This window comes from Burkholderia sp. Bp9099 (assembly GCF_003857805.1).
Lineage (GTDB): Bacteria > Pseudomonadota > Gammaproteobacteria > Burkholderiales > Burkholderiaceae > Burkholderia.
Genome location: NZ_QTPU01000017.1, coordinates 64881 through 82076, shown reverse-complemented (window position 1 = coordinate 82076; position 17196 = coordinate 64881). Strand labels below are relative to the sequence as shown.

The 17196-nt window shown below is 67.3% G+C and carries 14 protein-coding genes; 5 read left to right on the top strand and 9 right to left on the bottom strand.

The features are described from left to right. Positions 1 to 4: 4 nt before the first annotated feature. The gene (locus tag DIE17_RS20890) at positions 5 to 787 is read right to left on the bottom strand and encodes a sulfite exporter TauE/SafE family protein (protein ID WP_124666719.1); all 783 of its coding nucleotides are present in this window, start codon (positions 785 to 787) and stop codon (positions 5 to 7) included. 302 nt (positions 788 to 1089) lie between these two features. Between DIE17_RS20890 and DIE17_RS20885 the strand changes: the two genes are divergently transcribed. Beyond that, on the top strand, positions 1090 to 2433 hold the full coding sequence (locus DIE17_RS20885; RefSeq protein ID WP_124666718.1) for a PLP-dependent aminotransferase family protein: 1344 nt from the start codon (positions 1090 to 1092) through the stop codon (positions 2431 to 2433). Between the two features lie 387 nt (positions 2434 to 2820). Here the strand turns inward: DIE17_RS20885 and DIE17_RS20880 are convergent, their stop codons facing one another. From DIE17_RS20880 to DIE17_RS20865, 4 genes are all read right to left on the bottom strand, one after another. Further along, positions 2821 to 3801 (bottom strand): sulfonate ABC transporter substrate-binding protein, encoded by a 981-nt coding sequence (locus tag DIE17_RS20880; protein WP_124520741.1) that lies wholly within the window; start codon positions 3799 to 3801, stop codon positions 2821 to 2823. 123 nt (positions 3802 to 3924) lie between these two features. After that, a complete protein-coding gene (locus DIE17_RS20875) occupies positions 3925 to 4782 on the bottom strand; it encodes a MerR family transcriptional regulator (RefSeq protein ID WP_124521827.1) in 858 nt (285 codons plus the stop codon). Positions 4783 to 4791: 9 nt separating this feature from the next. Further along, positions 4792 to 5355, bottom strand: a complete 564-nt coding sequence (locus DIE17_RS20870) for a GNAT family N-acetyltransferase (protein WP_124666717.1) — start codon at positions 5353 to 5355, stop codon at positions 4792 to 4794. Positions 5356 to 5455: 100 nt separating this feature from the next. After that, the gene (locus DIE17_RS20865; protein ID WP_124666716.1) at positions 5456 to 6475 is read right to left on the bottom strand and encodes an AraC family transcriptional regulator; all 1020 of its coding nucleotides are present in this window, start codon (positions 6473 to 6475) and stop codon (positions 5456 to 5458) included. A gap of 399 nt (positions 6476 to 6874) precedes the next feature. Here DIE17_RS20865 and DIE17_RS20860 point away from each other — a divergent pair, with 399 nt between their 5' ends. Then, positions 6875 to 8239, top strand: a complete 1365-nt coding sequence (locus DIE17_RS20860; RefSeq protein WP_124921267.1) for an MFS transporter — start codon at positions 6875 to 6877, stop codon at positions 8237 to 8239. Between the two features lie 130 nt (positions 8240 to 8369). After that, a complete protein-coding gene (locus DIE17_RS20855) occupies positions 8370 to 9428 on the top strand; it encodes a porin (protein WP_260439257.1) in 1059 nt (352 codons plus the stop codon). Positions 9429 to 9441: 13 nt separating this feature from the next. On the opposite strand, the gene DIE17_RS20850 is transcribed toward DIE17_RS20855, so the two are convergent. Continuing rightward, entirely contained in the window at positions 9442 to 10434 is a 993-nt protein-coding gene (locus DIE17_RS20850; protein ID WP_124921265.1) for a LysR family transcriptional regulator, read from the bottom strand. Between the two features lie 125 nt (positions 10435 to 10559). Here DIE17_RS20850 and DIE17_RS20845 point away from each other — a divergent pair, with 125 nt between their 5' ends. Continuing rightward, positions 10560 to 11558: a quinone oxidoreductase gene (locus tag DIE17_RS20845; protein WP_124921264.1), complete on the top strand. Its 999-nt coding sequence runs from the start codon at positions 10560 to 10562 to the stop codon at positions 11556 to 11558. 91 nt (positions 11559 to 11649) lie between these two features. Here DIE17_RS20845 and DIE17_RS20840 read toward each other — a convergent pair whose 3' ends face one another. Further along, complete coding sequence (locus DIE17_RS20840; RefSeq protein ID WP_124921263.1) at positions 11650 to 13164, bottom strand: MDR family MFS transporter; 1515 nt, start codon at positions 13162 to 13164, stop codon at positions 11650 to 11652. A gap of 230 nt (positions 13165 to 13394) precedes the next feature. Between DIE17_RS20840 and DIE17_RS20835 the strand changes: the two genes are divergently transcribed. Then, positions 13395 to 14954 (top strand): methyl-accepting chemotaxis protein, encoded by a 1560-nt coding sequence (locus tag DIE17_RS20835; RefSeq protein WP_044843211.1) that lies wholly within the window; start codon positions 13395 to 13397, stop codon positions 14952 to 14954. Between the two features lie 53 nt (positions 14955 to 15007). Here the strand turns inward: DIE17_RS20835 and DIE17_RS20830 are convergent, their stop codons facing one another. Together DIE17_RS20830 and DIE17_RS20825 are read right to left on the bottom strand one after the other, a co-directional pair. Further along, positions 15008 to 15469: a hypothetical protein gene (locus DIE17_RS20830; RefSeq protein ID WP_124666710.1), complete on the bottom strand. Its 462-nt coding sequence runs from the start codon at positions 15467 to 15469 to the stop codon at positions 15008 to 15010. 13 nt (positions 15470 to 15482) lie between these two features. Beyond that, the gene (locus DIE17_RS20825) at positions 15483 to 17150 is read right to left on the bottom strand and encodes an ATP-dependent helicase (RefSeq protein ID WP_124921262.1); all 1668 of its coding nucleotides are present in this window, start codon (positions 17148 to 17150) and stop codon (positions 15483 to 15485) included. Positions 17151 to 17196: the final 46 nt, after the last annotated feature.

Sequence of the window (17196 nt, the reverse complement as noted above, 5' to 3'; positions counted from 1 at the left end):
ACGCTTATGCGAGATACCCTGTTACGCCATCCCAAAGCAGTTTCATCGCGGCCACCACCAGCAGTCCGTAGCAGGCTCGATAAACCTGACGTTGATCCAGTTTCGCGTGAAGTCGCCAACCGGTCACGATACCAGCAGGAATTGCGCAGAGGCAGACCGCCATCACGATCCAGACATTACCGGTCGGCCTGGCCAGCAGCAGCCATGGCACTGCCTTGGTCGCGTTCCCCACGGTAAAGAACATGCTCGTCGTCCCCGCATACACTTCCTTGCTGAGGCCAAGAGGCAGCAGATACATTGCGAGCGGCGGGCCGCCCGAATGCGCGACCATCGTGGTCACGCCCGAGGCGAGACCCGCTGTGATCGCCTTTGGCCTGGAACGCGGACGGACCGTCAACGCTGCGCCTCCGACCAACCATAGTCCGACGAAGATCAGCGTAATCGCCGCCATCACAATTGCAATCGCGCGGTGGTCGAGCAGTCGGAAGGTCAGATAGCCGGCGCCGATCCCGGTCACCAGTCCCGGCAAAAGCAGCAACAGGTCCGGCTTCGACCATGTCGAAGGCTTCCAGTAGCGCAATGCGAACAGGTCCATTGCGATGAACAACGGCGCGAGCATTCCGCCCGCGGTAACCGGATCCATCACCAACGACAGCAGTGGAATACCGACGATCGAAAAGCCGCCGCCGAACGCCCCTTTCATGAACGAGATCACGAACACACCCGCAAAGGCGATCAGTATCGTCATGAATGTCAGTTGCAGATCCATGCCGGTCGACGAGATCATCCCGATGACCTCGCGCGATCGACGTCACACCCGCCCAACAGGTGTGAAGGTCCCGTCGTCCTTCCCGCATGCGCGGGGCGGGCGGCAAACGAAGCGGTGAAAGGCATATTGCATCTCCATGAATGCTCCGAGGTCAATGCGACGCCTGCGCGGATTTCGTCGAAACAAGGCGCGTGCAGATAGGCCGTGGAAGCGTTGCAATCCCGGTACAATCTGGGGTGAAGACAGAATGCACCGGATGATATATCGGTGCAATAAATACATTGATCTCGGTGCAATATTCATTGAACTCGGTGCATTGAATGTCAAAGTCGGAATACCTGAAGTTGGCCGACGCGATCGCCGCGGACATTGCTGACGGAACGCTCAGGCCGGGCGACCGGCTTCCTCCGCAGCGGAATTTCGCGGACCAGCGCAAGATCGCCGTGTCGACGGCCAGCAGGGTCTATGCAGAGTTGTTGCGACGAGGGCTCGCCGTCGGTGAGGTAGGGAGAGGAACGTTCGTTTCGGGCGACGCAAGGCGCGGAGCGGCGGCGCCAAGCGAACCGCGGGACGTCCGGATCGATCTGGAGTTCAATTACCCGATACTTCCCGACCAAGCGACACTCATCGCGAGAAGCCTGAGCGGGCTCGAAAGGGCTACCGAACTCGCGAGCGCCCTGAGTCAGGCAACAAGCAGTGGAACGCCCGCTCTGAGGAACGTCGCGGCCGCATGCCTGACACGCGACGGTTGGGCGCCTTCTCCTGAGCAATTGGTCTTCACGGGGAATGGACGACAAAGCATTGCCGCCGCGGTCGGCGCCATTGTTCCGACGGGCGGGCGCTGCGGCGTCGAATCCCTGACCTACCCGTTTATCAAAGGTATCGCGGTTCGGCTCGGTATCACATTGGTTCCACTCGCGATGGACGAAGGCGGCGTGCGCCCCGACGCCATACTCAAAGCGCACCGGGAGGCAAATCTTTCGGCGATCTATATTCAGCCCGCAATCCAGAATCCGTTGGGCATGACGATGAATGCTGCGCGACGAGAAGATCTTTTGCGTGTCGCAGAAAAGCTCGGCATTCCGATCATCGAGGACAATGTGTACGGTTTCCTCGACGACGAGCCGCCGCTTGCGGCGCTTTCACCCGAGAATTGCGTTGTGATCGACAGCCTGTCGAAGAAGGTAGCGCCGGGATTGACGCTGGGATTCGTCGTGGCGCCGCGTAGGTTACGTGAAACCGTGATGGCGTCGGTGCGCTCGGGCGGATGGACGGCATCGGGATTTGCCTTTGCGGCCACGCAGCGCTTGATGAGCGACGGTACGGTTGCCGAACTCGCACGACTGAAACGCCTCGACGCCGTGGCCCGTCAGAAGCTGGCCGCCGACCGTCTGTCGGATTTCGACATTCAGACGAACGGAAAGTGCTTTCATCTGTGGTTGAAGCTTCCAGCCCATTGGCGCTCGCAGGCGTTAGTCGCAGCCGCAGCCCGACGAGACATCGCGTTGACGCCGTCGACCACCTTCGCGGCCTCGCCAGGCCATGCGCCGAACGCCGTCAGGCTTGCGCTTGCTGCGCCAACCATGGGGCAGCTCGATGCGGGTCTGCTCACACTGAGCGGAATCCTGAATTCAAGAGAAGAGGATTTCGCGTCGACCGAATAAAGTCTGCGACCAGACTTCGAATTGGCATGTGCGAATGACGCTTGTTGGCCGAACCCGGAAGTACGAGTCCGGCCCGTCAGCGAGGTATTGTCACGATGACCGAGCTTCTGCAGTTGCCCGCCGGGCTACGCGCAGAAGAAGATTTCGGCAGGGATGTGCAGCTACGGTCGACCCAAATACGTCGTTGACAGAGTGCCGTCGTTCGACGGTCCGCACGCGAAGGTCAATTGACCGCATGGAAGCGATGTGTGAATGGCGGTTCGAAGTACGGGCAGATGGCCGAACGCCGCCAGCGCGCCCGACGTTCCCCGAAAATTCGAACGGAACCAAAACAGGCCGACGGGCAGGGTACCCGTCAGCCTGTTCGAAACGAGTGCGAACCGTGCGTTACTTCGCCGCGAGCGCGCTTGCCACGCCCTTGTCGGTCCACGCGTTATCGGCCACGTTCAGCTTCTGCGGAATCAGCTTCGCCGCATGGAACGCATCGGCCACGCCCTGCTGAACCGCGACGATCTTCTCATCGACCGGCACCGCGCCGAACGGCACACGCTTGATCCACGTTTCCACGAGCGGCTGCGGCAGGCCGACCTTCGGCGCGATCAGCGCGGCCGTCTCGGCCGGGTGCCCGTTGACCCAAAGGCCCGTCTCGCGCAATTGCTTCAGGATCGTGCCGACCACGTCGGCATGTTGCTCCGCGAAGCCACGCGTTGCCTCGTAGAAGTTGTTCGCGGGCGTGAGGCCCGTGTAGTCGGACAGCGTGCGGATCTTCAGCGAATTCTGCGCGGCCGCGTAGTACGGATCCCACACGGCCCACGCGTCGACGTTGCCGCTCTCGAACGCGGCGCGCGCGTCGGCGGGCGGCAGGTACACCGGGTGAATTTCGTCGTAGCGTACGCCGGCCTTTTTCAGCGCTTCGAGCAACAGGTAGTTCGCGCTCGAACCCTTCTGCAGCGCGACCTTCTTGCCGCGCAGGTCGGCGAGCGAGCGGACCGGCGAATCGGCCTTCACGAACACGGCCTCGTTGTGCGGCGACGGCGGTTCCGCGGCGACGTACACGAAGCGCACGCCGGCCGCCTGCGCGAACACCGGCGGCGGCGCGCCCGTGTAGCCGAAGTCGATGCTGTTCGCGTTCAGCGCCTCGAGCAGTTGCGGGCCGGCCGGGAATTCGAACCACTGGACGGTGTAGCCGAGCGGCTTGAGCCGCGTCTCGAGCGAGCCCTGCGTCTTGACGACCGACAGCAGGCCGGCCTTCTGGTAGCCGATGCGCACGACCTTGTCGGCGCTGCCTTGCGCGAAGGCCGATGTGGCGGCGACGGCGACGAGCGCCGTCGCGGCGGTGCGGGTGATCCAGCGGGTGAAACGAATCATCGAACGGACTCCATGCGAAACGTCTTCGGGGAGCGGCGTGTGCCGCTCGGTTGGAAGAATCGTCGCATGGGCGGTCGGGCCCGCAAACCAAGCAATGCCGATATGAATATGACGGCGGCGGTCCTATGCTTTGTCGCCGTCGCCTTGCGGGCCGGACGCATCGGACCTATCCGACGTGCCGGCCTGGCGTGCCGCTTCGTCACTGAGTTTCCGGTCGAGGATCGTCGCGACACGGCCGCCCAGATACGCACTGGCGGCGTTCTCGAGCGCGCGGTTCGTCTCGCCCTCGACGAACACGGCCGCGAGCGGGCGCAGGCGCCAGATCGCATCGACGAGCGCGGGCACGTCGGTGACGGGCGGCAGCGTGCCTTCGTCATAGCGGTCAAGCCGCTTCACGACGAGATCGACGAGCAGCCGCGCGATCGCGTCGAAGTGCGGCCGCGCGAGGCTGATCACGTCGAGCAGCTCGCGCGGCGGGATGCCTTCCTTCGTCATCGCGGCTGCCGCCTCGAGCAGCGCGGGGCTTTTCGCGACGAACGACAGGCCGCGCCGTTCGAGCAGCCCGAGTTCAGTCACGCGCGACAGTTGCGACGCCGTCTGCGGGCCGAACATCTGCGCGAGTTGCGCGAGCGAATAGGTTTTCGGCAGTTCGTGCGACCAGCGGCCGCCGATCGCGTTTTCCAGGCCGAGGATCGAGCGCAGGTCGTGACCCTCGTCGATCGCCATGATCAGGTCCTGGATGTTCGACAGCGTGTAGCCGCGCGCGAGCAGGTGGTTGATCAGCTTCAGGCGCGCGACGTGCGTGTCGTCGTAGATGCCGACGCGCCCGCGCTTCTCGGGCGGCGCGAGCAGCCCGCGATCCTGGTACGCGCGGACGTTGCGCACGGTCGTGTCGGACACGCGAGCGAGTTCATCGACCGTGTACTCGTTGCGGGAATCCGGCGCGGCCTCGTCTGGCATGGTTGGAGTCTGTTTTGACATGCGGCCATTCTAGCGCGACGCGACAGGCTCGGGCGCGGCGGGGAGCGTGCGTGCGCCGTCGCCGAGCGCGCGCTGCATCAGCGCGGTGTCGATCCAGCGGCCGTGCTTGAAACCGACCGCCTTCAGCACGCCGGCCGGCTCGAAACCGAACGCGCGGTGCAGCGACGTCGACCCGCCGGTGCCGCCGTCGGCGATCACCGCGATCATCTGCCGCCACGGGCCGGTTTCGCAGCGCGCGATCAGTGCCGCGAGCAGCGCGCGGCCGATGCCGCGGCCGCGCTGCGTGTCGTCGATGTAGATCGAATCCTCGATCGTGTGGCGGTACGCGCTGCGCGTGCGATACGGCGTTGCGTACGCGTAGCCGGCGATGCGGCCGTCGCATTCCGCGACGAGATAGGGCAGCCCGTGACGCAGCACTGCGTCGCGGCGCGCGCGCAGTTCGTCGATGTCGGGCGGCGCCTCCTCGAACGACGCGACGCTGTGGCGCACGTGGTGCGCGTAGATCGCGTGAATGGCGTCGAGATCGGTATCGGTCGCGTCGCGGACGACGCAGGCGGCGGGGGTGGCGGACATGGCAACGGGCGGAGGCATGGGCAAACCCTTACTATGCGGGCGATTGCCCGGCGCGTAAAGCGACGGCCGGGCGACGGCCGGACGTCGCGCGTCGTCGCATTCAGTTCGGCAGCCGCTTCCTCTGCGTATCGCGCGGCAACTCGTTGAAGCGGGCGAAGTAATAGCCCGAAAAGCGGCCAAGGTGGCCGAAACCGAACGTCAGCGCCGTATCGGTAATGCTGGCCATCGGGTCGGTCAGCAGTTGCACGCGGGCGGCGTCGAGCCGGATGTTGCGCAGCAGTTCCATCGGGGTTGCGCCGTGGTAGCTGCGGCACAGCACGTTCAGCGTCCGGAAGCTGACGCCGGCCGCCCTGGCGAGATCCTCGAGCGAAATGGGCGCGCAGAGTCGCGCATGGATGAATTCGAGGAGCGCGTCCATTTGTCGGATGCCGCCCGGGGATCCGGATGTCACCGGTGGGTTGCACGCTTCCGGTGACGCGAGGGCATTCCCGGTTGCCGACGGCGGCGGGCAATGTACGAGCAGGAATAACGCGAGGCTGCGTTCGAAGTGGTCGCGCCACTCGGCCCGAATGCCGCCGTCGCCGGCCAGCGCGAGGACGTTGAGCAGCAACTGTGCGATCAGGTCCCATTGCGAGGCCAGTGCAGGCGGCAACAGAAATCCCGGCGCGAGGGCGGGCGGTCCGTCGTCGGGCGGGTGGCCGGAAACCGCCCGCAGCAGCGCATCGGGGACCTTGACGATCAGTTGCCGGGTGCCGGGCCGCCAGCGCAGGCGCACGCGCGTCCTGGGCGCGAGCACGGCGGTCCGTCCTTCGAGCACGTCCATCACATGTCCGTCGCAGTCGATTTCGGCGCCGCCGGCGAGCGACGTGTGGACGAGCGAAAAGCCGTCGAACGGGCGCGGCACGACCTCGACTTCGGCGCCGTACTGCAGCGCGTAGACGCTCAGACGATTCAGTCGCCCCTTGAAAAGCGCGGCGTCGGGCACGCCGTGCTTCCAGCGCAGCACATGCTCGGCCAGTTCCGCCGAAACCTGCTCGTGCGCATCCGTGCGCGATCCGGATCGGAACAGGCAATTCCGGTACAGCGCGGACAGCACGTCCGCATTCGGCGTGAGGGGCATGGGGCGTCTCCTGTGCGGCATTTCCGTGCAGTGCATCCGGCTGGGCCGCGGATGCGCGTCGTGCCGCATCGGTTTTTCTTGCGTGCGCGAAATCTCCTGAATGGATGATATTGATCTTCGTCAGGCTTGTCTAAGGTATCGCACGGGGTTGCAAGAATCGGACAGTCCTGTTCCCGCTCAGGAAAAATCCGGATAGAGCCCGGCGTGAGAAAAAAACGGATTGAATTCGTGCGCGGCATGCAAATTCCGGATAGTGGGAATCATTGTGGCTTCCTACACTGCGTCGACGTTCGACCGGAAGCCGGTGCATCTCGTAAATAAATTCGGATAACTACTAAATATGCGGGCCGGCCGATCGTACTGATTCGAAGCCTCCCCACTGGAAAAGGAAGGAACTCCATGCGTCAAATCAATCTGCAGGCGCTCTCGGACGATGCGCGGCTGGGCCCGCTGCACGGTGTCGTGCTGTTCTGGTGCGCGCTGATCATCGTGTTCGACGGCTACGATCTCGCGGTGGCCGGCATCGCGCTGCCGGCGATCATGAAGAACATGGGCGTCAGCCCCGCGCATGCCGGCTTCATGGTGAGTTCGGCGCTGTTCGGCATGATGTTCGGCAACATCGTGTTCGGGACCGTCGCCGAGCGGATCGGGCGCCGGCGGGCCATCGCGGCCTGCCTGACGCTGTTCAGCGTCTTTACCGCGGCGGCCGGGCTGGCGCCGACGCCCGCGTTGTTCGGCGCCGCCCGCTTTCTGGCGGGGATCGGCATCGGCGGCGTGATGCCGAACGTGATCGCCCACATGACCGAGTACGCGCCGCGCCGCATGCGCAGCACGCTGGTGACGCTGATGTTCAGTGGCTATTCGGTGGGCGGCATGCTGGCGGCCGTGATGGGCAAGGGGATGATCGAGGCGTACGGATGGCGGTCGGTGTTCGTCGCCGCGGGCGCGCCGGTGCTGCTTGTCCCGCTGCTCATGAAATGGATGCCGGAATCGATGTCGTTCCTGATCAGGCGCGGCAGGACGGGCGAGCTCGCGCGCATCGCGTGCCGGCTCGATCCCGCTTACCGGCCCCGACCGGACGACTGCCATGTCTTGCCGCGGGAGGATCAGGCGGGCAACGCGCCGGTGCGCCGGCTGTTCGACGACGGTCGCGGGTTCAGCACGGTCATGTTCTGGATTGCCTGCTTCATGTGCCTGTTCATGGTGTACGCGCTCAGTTCGTGGCTGACCCGGCTGATGGCCGGGGCGGGCTACAGCCTCGGTTCCGCGTTGACGTTCGTGCTGGTGCTGAACGCCGGCGCGATGGTCGGCGCGATCGGCGGCGGCTGGCTGGCCGATCGCTTTCCGATCAAGACGGTGCTCGTTTCGATGTATCTGCTCGCGGCGATCTCGATCACGCTGCTCGGCTACAGGATGCCGACTGCGCTGCTGTTCGTGCTGGTCGGGCTGGCCGGCGCGTCGACCATCGGCACGCAGATCGTCAACTGCGCGTATGCGGGGCAGTTCTACCCGGTCGCGATCCGCTCGACCGGCATCGGCTGGACGCTGGGCATCGGCCGCGGCGGGGCGATCCTGGCGCCGATCGTCATCGGCGTGCTGGTCGGCATCGATCTACCGCTGGAGCGCAACTTCATGGCGATCGGGCTGCCCGCGCTGGCGGCGGCGCTCGCGGTCGGCCTGATCGATCATCGACGCTCGGCTTCGCATCGAGATCAGGCGGGCAGCCCCGGCGAACGGCAGCAGGCATATGTCAAGCAATCCTGAGCAGTGCGCCGGCGCAAATGCGGCACGACGGGGCGCTGCGTCGTGTGGCGCATGGAAAGCCCCGGTCATGCGGATCGGTTCCGCTGAGAGGCGGACGGTTGCGAAGCGGCGAGCGCTTGCATGGGCGCTGATGGCGGCATCCGGCATCGCGCATGCGCAAGGCGGCACGACGTTGTACGGCATTGTCGATACAGGCGTTTCCTATTACAACCGCGCGGCGAAGGGCGGATCGACGGTGGATATGCCGCACCTGACGGGCGCAATGCCGTCGCGGTGGGGCGTGAAGGGCGTCGAGGAGATCGGCGGCGGATACCGGGTGTTCTTCGTGCTGGAAAGCGGCTTCCAGCCCGGCACGGGCCGGCTCGGTGGCGGCGGGCGATTGTTCGGCCGGCAGGCGAACGTCGGGCTGGGCGGCGCCTATGGAACGCTCACGCTCGGCAGGCAGATGAACATGACGGCCCATGCGCTCGCCAACGCCGACGTGATCGGGCCGTCGATCCATTCCCCGAGCAACTTCGACGCGTATCTGCCAAATGCTCGAAGCGACAATGCGATCGGCTACCTGGGCAAGTTCGGCCGATTCACGATCGGCGGCACCTACAGCTTCGGGCGCGACGCCGCCGGGCCGGCCGGCCCCTCCGCCACTGGCTGCGCGGGGCAGGTGCCCGGCAATCCGCTCGCGTGCCGGCAATATACGGCGCTGGTCGCATACGACACGCCGCGTTTCGGTTTCGCCGCGTCCGGCGATGTCAAGCGCGGCGGACCGGGCGCGGCGGCGCCGCTAGGCAGCAGCGCCCATACGAGCACGCACACCGTCGTCGACGGCTACGCGTTGGTGGGGCGAGCGAAGCTCGGCGCGGGGTGGATACGAAACAACGTCGCGGCCTCGGCCCATGTGCAGACCGATATCCTGTTCGCCGGCGTGACCTACGCGCGGACGCCGGCGGTATCGTTCGACGCGCAAGGCACGCGCTACCTGCAACGCGGGTCGGCGCGCAATACCGGCGCGAGCGCGACCCTGCTGGTCGGGCGTGCCAGTTACCTGCTGTCGAAGCGCACGCGCGTCTATACGTCGGTCGGCTACATGCTGAACGGCCCGACGGCGGCCAAGGCCGTCGCCGCCGGCGGGACGGTCGACGCGGGGCGTGACCAGTTGGGAATCATGGCCGGGTTGCAGCAGAAGTTCTGACGGGGCCGGGGCGTCAGAGCCGCCCGTCGGCCGCATGCACCGCGTCGGCGATTGCATCCGCGACGCGTTGCACGCGCGGCGACCGGCGCACGTCAGGATGAACGACGAGCCAGATTTCGCGCTCGATGTCGCAGCGTGGTGCGGCAGTGAGTTCGACGAGCGCCGCGGGGGCGGCTGCGTCGGTTGCCGCGGCGGCACGGGCGGGTTGGTGGGCGTTGGCGCGGGCACCGGCCGCGTCGCGGGGACCGCCGGTTTCGGATTCGCCGGGCGACCGGGACGCTGCCGGCAGGGCGTCGAGTGCTGGATCGTCGACGAGAAAGCGCGGCAGCAACGCGATTCCCGCACCGGCCACGCACGCGCGATGCAGCGCGGCCAGGTCGTTGGCGACGAACGCGAAGCGGCGCCCGGCCGCGAAGCGCTCGAGCCATTGCTGCTGCGGCATTTGCGCGAGCGCGTCGTCGTAACCGAGGAATGCCCAGGTGTCGGGCGGCGCGGCGGCCCAGTCGGGCGACGCGCACAGCGCGAAGCGCATCGTGCCGAGCCGGCGCGCGGCCAGCCCCGGCTCGTTCGGTCGTGACAAGCGCACGGCGAGGTCGGCTTCGCGCGCATACAGGTTGGCCGCGTGCATTTCGCCCATCAGGTCGATCCGCAGCGCGGGCCACGCGCGCTGCGCGCGGGCGAGCCGCGGCGCGAGGAAGTGGCTCGCGAACACCGGCGACGCGGACACGCGCACCACCCCCTCGAGCGCCGCCGCCCCCTGCGCGGCGCGCGCGAACGCATGTACGTCGGTTTCGACGCGCGCCGCATGTTCGGCGAGATGCAGCCCTTCGTCGGTCGGCGGCCAGCCGCGCGGCAGTCGGTCGAACAGCCGGATGCCGAGCGCGGACTCCAGCGCGTCGATGCGCCGGGCAACCGTCGAATGCTGGACCTGCAGCGTCCGCGCTGCGGCCGACAGGCTGCCGCCGCGCATCACCGCGAGGAAATAGCGGAGGTCGTCCCAGCTCATCGGCGGCGCGGACACTGCCGTTGGTTCGGTCGAATTTTGCACAGTAGATGGGCGCATAACGGGAATTCCGTTCGATTATGCACGATGGGATGATCGTGTCACTTCATTCGATTGCGAGGAACGTCATGACCCAAACTGCCACCGCCACCCGGATCGGGATCGACCGCTACGGCGACGCCGGCGTGCTGCGCCGTGTCGATGCGCCCGTCGCGCCGCCCGGTGCTGGCGAGGTGCGGATTCGCCAGACCGCCGTCGGCGTGAACTTCGTCGACATTTATTTCAGGACCGGCGCGCACCCGTTGCCGGCACTGCCGGACGCGCTCGGCGTGGAGGCGGCCGGCGTGGTCGAGGCGGTCGGGCCCGGCGTGACGGCGCTCGTCCCGGGCCAGCGCGTTGCCTATGCGGGACTGCCGACCGGCAGCTATGCGAGCCTGCGCACGCTGCCTGCCGAGCGCGTGGTGCCCGTGCCCGACGGCGTGAGCGACGACGCGGCCGCGGCCGGGCTGCTGAAAGGCATTACTGTTTACATGCTGCTGCACCGCGTGCGGCAGGTCGGCGCCGGCGAGACCGTGCTCGTGCATGCGGCGGCCGGCGGCGTCGGCCTGCTGGCGACGCAGTGGGCGCGCGCGCTCGGCGCACGGGTGATCGGCACGGTCGGCTCGGCCGCGAAGGCGGCGCTGGTGCGCGCGCACGGGGCGGATGCGGTGGTCGATTATCGCGAGGCGGATTTCGTCGCGGCGGCCCGCGCGTTCGGCGGCGGCGCGGGTGTCGACTATGCGATCGACGGGATCGGCGGCGACGTGCTGACGCGTACGCTCGGCGCGGTCCGGCCGTTCGGGATGGTCGCGAGCATCGGGCAGGTCGCCGCGATCGGCGCGCGGCAGACGATCGATCTCGACGAACTCGGGCCGGCCCGCTCGATCGCGCTGGCGCGGCCGAGCGTGCTGGGTTTCATCGCGCGTGACGTGGCGGGGTATCGGGAAGCGGCGCGCGCGACGCTCGAGCGGCTCGCGGGCGGGATGCACGTGGAGATCGGCGCGCGGCTGCCGCTCGAACAGGCGGCCGACGCGCATCGCTTGCTGGAGTCGCGGCAGACGACGGGCGGGATGGTGCTGGTGCCGTGACGGCGGGCGGGGCGGCACGGCGATCGCAAATCGGGAGAACGGTCGCCTCGTGGCTTCGATCGGCCGGCGATCGCTGCCGCCGGCCTGCGAATCAGTTGTGCTTGCGCAGCGGCGCGCTCTCGACGAACCAGGCGAGCACGAACGCGATCGCGATCACGCCGGCCGCCGCCAGATACACCACATGCAGCGACCCGGCGAACGCATGCAGGTAAGCATCGCGCACCGCATCCGGCAACTGGTGCACGGCCGCCGGGCCGAGCGCGGGCGGCAGCTCGGTGCCGGCCGGCAGCGCCTGCACGATCCGCGACTGCAGCTCGTGCGAGAACAGTGCGCCGAACGCGGCGACGCCGAGCGAACCGCCGATCGAGCGGAACAGCGTCGCGCCCGACGTCGCGACCCCCATGTGCCGGAATTCGACCGTGTTCTGCACCGCGAGCGTCAGCACCGGCATCACCATGCCGAGCCCGATCCCGAGCAGCGCCATGTACGCGTACATCGTGTGCAGCGGTGTGTCGAGCGACAGCGTCGACAGCAGCGCCATCGCGACACCGCCGATCAGCGTGCCCGCGATCGGAAACGGCCGATACGTGCCGAGCCGCGAGATCAGCCGACCGCTGACCACCGACATCGCGAGCATCCCGCCCATCATCGGCAGCAGCTGCATCCCGGCCTGCGACGGCGTCGAGCCTTTCACGACCTGCAGATAGAGCGGAATGAACGTGACCGACCCGAACAGCGCGATGCCGACGACGAAGCCGATCAGGCTCATCAGCACGAAGGTGCGCTGGCGGAACAGTTCGAGCGGCATGATCGGCTCGGCCGCGAGCCGCTCCTCGTAGATGAAGCCGCCGACCGCGACCACGCCGAGCACCAGCGTCATCCATAGTTGCGGCGACGACCACGGCAGCAGCGAACCGCCTTCGCTCGTGAACAGGATCACGCAGGTGAGGGCCGTTGCGAGGAACGCCGCGCCCATGTAGTCGATCCGGTGCTTCACGTGCGCGGTATGCGGCCGGAACGCGATGCCGATCACCGCGAGCGCGACGCAACCGAGCGGCAGGTTGATCGTGAAGATCCAGCGCCACGACAGGTGTTCGACCAGGAAGCCGCCGAGCAGCGGCCCGACGATCGTCGCGAGGCCGTACACGCCGCCGAACATCCCCTGATAGCGCGCGCGTCGGTCGGGCGGCACGAGATCGCCGATCGCGGCCATCGTGACGACCATCAGCCCGCCGCCGCCGAGCCCCTGCAGCGCGCGCAGCACGATCAGTTGCGTCATGTCCTGCGCGATGCCGCACAGCGCGGAGCCGGCGAGAAACAGCACGATCGCGGCCTGCAGCACGATCTTGCGGCCGTACAGGTCGCCGAGCTTGCCGTACAGCGGCAGCACGACCGTCGACGACAGCAGGTACGCGGTGACGACCCATGACAACTGGTCGAGGCCGCCGAGCTCGCCGACGATGGTCGGCAGCGCGGTCGACACGATCGTCTGGTCGAGCGCGGACAGCAGCATGACGAGCAGCAGCGCGGCGACGATCAGCCCGGTCGGCGCGTCGCGGCGGGCCGCGTCGGCGGCCGGCGGGGCAAGGAGGGTATCGGTTCTCATCGAGATATCTGCCGTGGCAGGGAATTGAGCGAAATATAGAGATAATTTGTTGCCTGGTCAATTTCTGCCGGGCCTCGATTTGTTGCATCGGTAACAGGAGATTGCCGGCCAGGAAAAATTGATCGCGATCAGCCCGACGGTGGGTCGGGCTCAAGTTTTTTGCAGGCAAACCGTAATCCAGAGTGCCGCGGACCGATTGCCGCGGCACCCTTTATCGCTCCCGTCCCGTCATGAACCTGAACGCCCTGTTTTCCCGTTTCTCGATCCGTACGCGGATTTTTTCCACGCTCGGGCTCGTCGCCGTGCTGCTCGTCGTGTCGGGCCTGATCGGCCTGACCGGCATGCAGCGCTCGAACCGCGCGCTCGACGAAGCCTATACGCGCGAGCTGGCCGCGAAGACCGCGCTGTCCGCCGCGAGCCTGAACCTGACGATCGTGCGCACCACGCTCGACCGCGCGATGCTGCATCCGGAGGCGCCGGAAGTGCCCGAGCTCGTCAACAAGGCCGAGGGCTATCTCGCGAAGGCCGACGCCGCGTGGCGCACCTACGCGACGATGCCGCACGACGGCGACGAAGGCCCGCTCGCGACCCGGCTCGACGCCGCGCGCCAGGCGCTGATCGGACAGGCGTTGAAGCCGATGATCGACGCGATCCGCGCGGGACGCCGCGACGACGCCGACCGCCTGCTGATGACGGTCGCGCCGCCGCTGTCGGTCGCGCTCACGCAGGCGACCGACGCGCTCGACGCGTACCAGGCCGCGCGCGGCAAGGACGTCTACGACACCGCGCAGACCTATTACGGCTGGATGCGCGCGGGCGCGATCGCCGGCATCGCGTTCGGTCTTGCCGCGTGTCTCGGCTGCGCGGTCGGCCTGCATTTCGCGATCACGCAACCGGTGAACCGCCTGCTGTCGCATTTCCGCCGCCTGTCGGACGGCGACCTGACGTCGGAAGTGCGCTGGTCGTCGCGTGACGAGATGGCCGAGCTGGTCAAGGGCGTGACGGGCATGCAGCGCAGCCTTGCCGATACGGTGCGCCAGGTCAGCCAGGGTTCCGAAGCGATCTCGACCGCGACGCACCAGATCGCGGCCGGCAACACCGACCTGTCGCAGCGTACCGAGGAGCAGGCGTCCGCGCTGCAGGAGACGGCCGCGAGCATGGAACAGCTGACGGCGACCGTGAAGCAGAACGCCGATCACGCGGTCGAGGCGCAGGCGTGCGCGGACAACGCGAGCGAGATCGCGACGCGCGGCGCGACGGTCGTCGGCGAGGTGATCGGCACGATGAACGAGATCGACCAGAGTTCGCAGAAGGTGGCCGACATCATCGGCACGATCGAGGGCATCGCGTTCCAGACCAACATCCTCGCGCTGAATGCGGCGGTCGAAGCCGCGCGTGCGGGCGAGCAGGGCCGCGGCTTCGCGGTGGTCGCGGGCGAGGTGCGCACGCTCGCGCAGCGCTCGGCGTCGGCCGCGAAGGAGATCCGCACGCTGATCGGCGAGTCGGTCGAGCGCGTCGCGACGGGGTCGCGGCTGGTCGGCGTGGCCGGCGCGACGATGCAGGACATCCAGCAGGCGATCGGCCGTGTGACGGGCATCATGACCGAGATCGCGGCCGCGTCGAACGAGCAGCGCGACGGGATCGAGCAGGTGAACCGCGCGGTGTCGCAGATGGATCAGGTGTCGCAGCAGAACGCGGCGCTGGTCGAGCAGGCGGCGGCGGCTGCGGCCTCGCTCGAGGAGCAGGCCGATGGGCTGCGGCGGGCGGTGGGGGCGTTTCGGGTAGCTTGAGGAACGGTGGTTACCTCGACATGTTTCACCGTCGACGTGACGCCGTCTGATGTTCAGACGGCGGGATGAGCGCTGAACCCGATCGCCTCGCACAAGACCGCGACCTCTGCGCCGCATGATGGATCGAGTACGAACAGAGCCTTTCGACCTGCGGCGAAATCGGCCAGATACTGATTTGCCAGAGACTCGTCGATATTCGCCGCCTCGAAATCTTCTCTGCTGTTGATCCATTTCAACCACTGGCCCACCTCCGCTGCCGAGAACGGGTAGGCAGGGGAAATCAGAAGGCGTGACACGACGTTCTGTTCTGCAAAATCGAACACTCGCTGGCAGATGACGCCGGTGAAGCGGAAGGTGTTGACGTCACCGCCGACTCGACTGAATCGAAGGCGCAACTCTCGATCGGTCGGACGATGGTCGATCGTAACGAGTTCGGCATCGTGGAAGGACGGTATTTGTTCGAGCCCGATCACGCTTCGATAAGTCACGTTCCCGTGAATGAAATTGCGGTTCATGCGTTCCGCCGCGTCATCCACCCGCAAGCTGCGCCGCCGCGCGCGCCGACGCGACGAGCAGCAGCTTCATCGTCGCGCGCGTCGCGCCGACGAACAGCTTGCGGGCCGCACGCGCGTCGAGCGTGTCGAAGTCGATCTCGGTGAGGATCACGCACGGCGCGGACTGCCCCTTGAAGCGGTAGATCGAATCGAGCAGCACGTCGCCTTCGCGATATTCAGGGTTGCCGAACAGGTCGTACTTGCCGGTGAAGCGCTTGACCCGGTGCGGGCCGAGCTGGTCGAGCCGCGCGAGCACCGAGCTTTCGCGGCCGCGATATGACAGCACCGCGATGTCCTGCTTGCGGAAGCCGAGCGACAGCGCGTGCGTGATCGCGCGCTTGGTCGCGTCGATGCACGCTTCGGCGAGTGCGTCGCCCGACGCGCCGTCTTCCCCGTATGACGACACCGACGGATCGGAACCGTCGAACGGGCTGCCCGAGCGCAGTTCGGCCGCGAGCGGCTCGACGCGGCCGACGACGTCGCGCACGAATTCGAGCAGGTCGCGCGGGCTGCGGTAGTTCGTCAGCGCCTTCAGCGTGACCCAGCCGGGCAGCGCGACGGGCTCGCGCAGATAGAGGTTCTGCAGCGGGTCTTCCAGCCACCACCACGCGGCGTCCGGCGCCAGCAGGCGCTCCAGTGCCGCCGCCCACGGCGCGTGGAAGTCCTGTCCCTCGTCGACGATCAGCACATCGAAGCGCCAGCGTTCCGGAATCGGCGCTTGCGCGAAGCGCGCCTCGAGCCGCTCGAACGCGCCGGGCGTGTCGAAGTCGGGCGTATAGCCGCCGTCGCGGGCGACCCAGTCGCACAGCTGATGGTAGTTCGCGATCTTCGCGCCGGGCGGCGCGATGCGCGCGATGTAGTCGGCGAGCGGCCGGTTGAAACACACGTAGAGCACGCGCTTGCCGGCCGCGACCGCGTCGCGCATCGCCTGCACCGCGAGCTGCGTCTTGCCCGAACCCGCGGTGCCCGTCACGCGCAAGCGGAACGGCGTGAACTCGAGCTGGCGCGCCCACTCGGCAAGCCCGCCCGACAGCCGCGTGACGAGCGTGCCGGCTTGCCCGACGAGCGCGCTCGTGTCGGGCGTGAGCGCCAGTTCGTCCGCGAGGAAGTGATGCAGCTTCGCTGCGTTCGGCAGCGGCTCGTCGTGCTCGGGCAGGATCTGCAGGATCACCTGCGCGAGCTGCGCCTTGCGCGACGCATCGACGATGCGGTCGGCCGCGACGCCGGCGATCGCCGTCTCGCGGATCGCGTAGTCGGGGCAGTACAGCAGCGCCTCGACGCCATAGACGCCCGCGCCGAGCGCAGCGGTCAGCCGCCGGTGCAGCGTCTCCTGCGTGCGCGCGAGCTGGATCGGGACGTTGCGCTCCTTCTGCAGGTAGACCTTCACGAGCCCCTTCGGCGTTTCGCGCAGGAAGCCGGCCTTCTGCTCGATCAGCAGCACGCGGCCGGCCGGGCTCACGACGACGAACGCGGCTTCGCCGAACACCGAGAAACCCTGGTCGGCACGCGTCCAGTGCACGCCGTGATAGACGGTGTAGTTGTCCGGCAGCGCGTGTTCGAGGGCGGCAAGCGTCTCGCGCTCGCGTTCGGCCGCGCCGGTGGCGGCGAGGCTTTTCCAGTCGTCGGGAATGAGGCGGGCCATGAAGTCGGGCGGCGGATGCCGGTCGTGAACGGGGTCCGGCTATTGT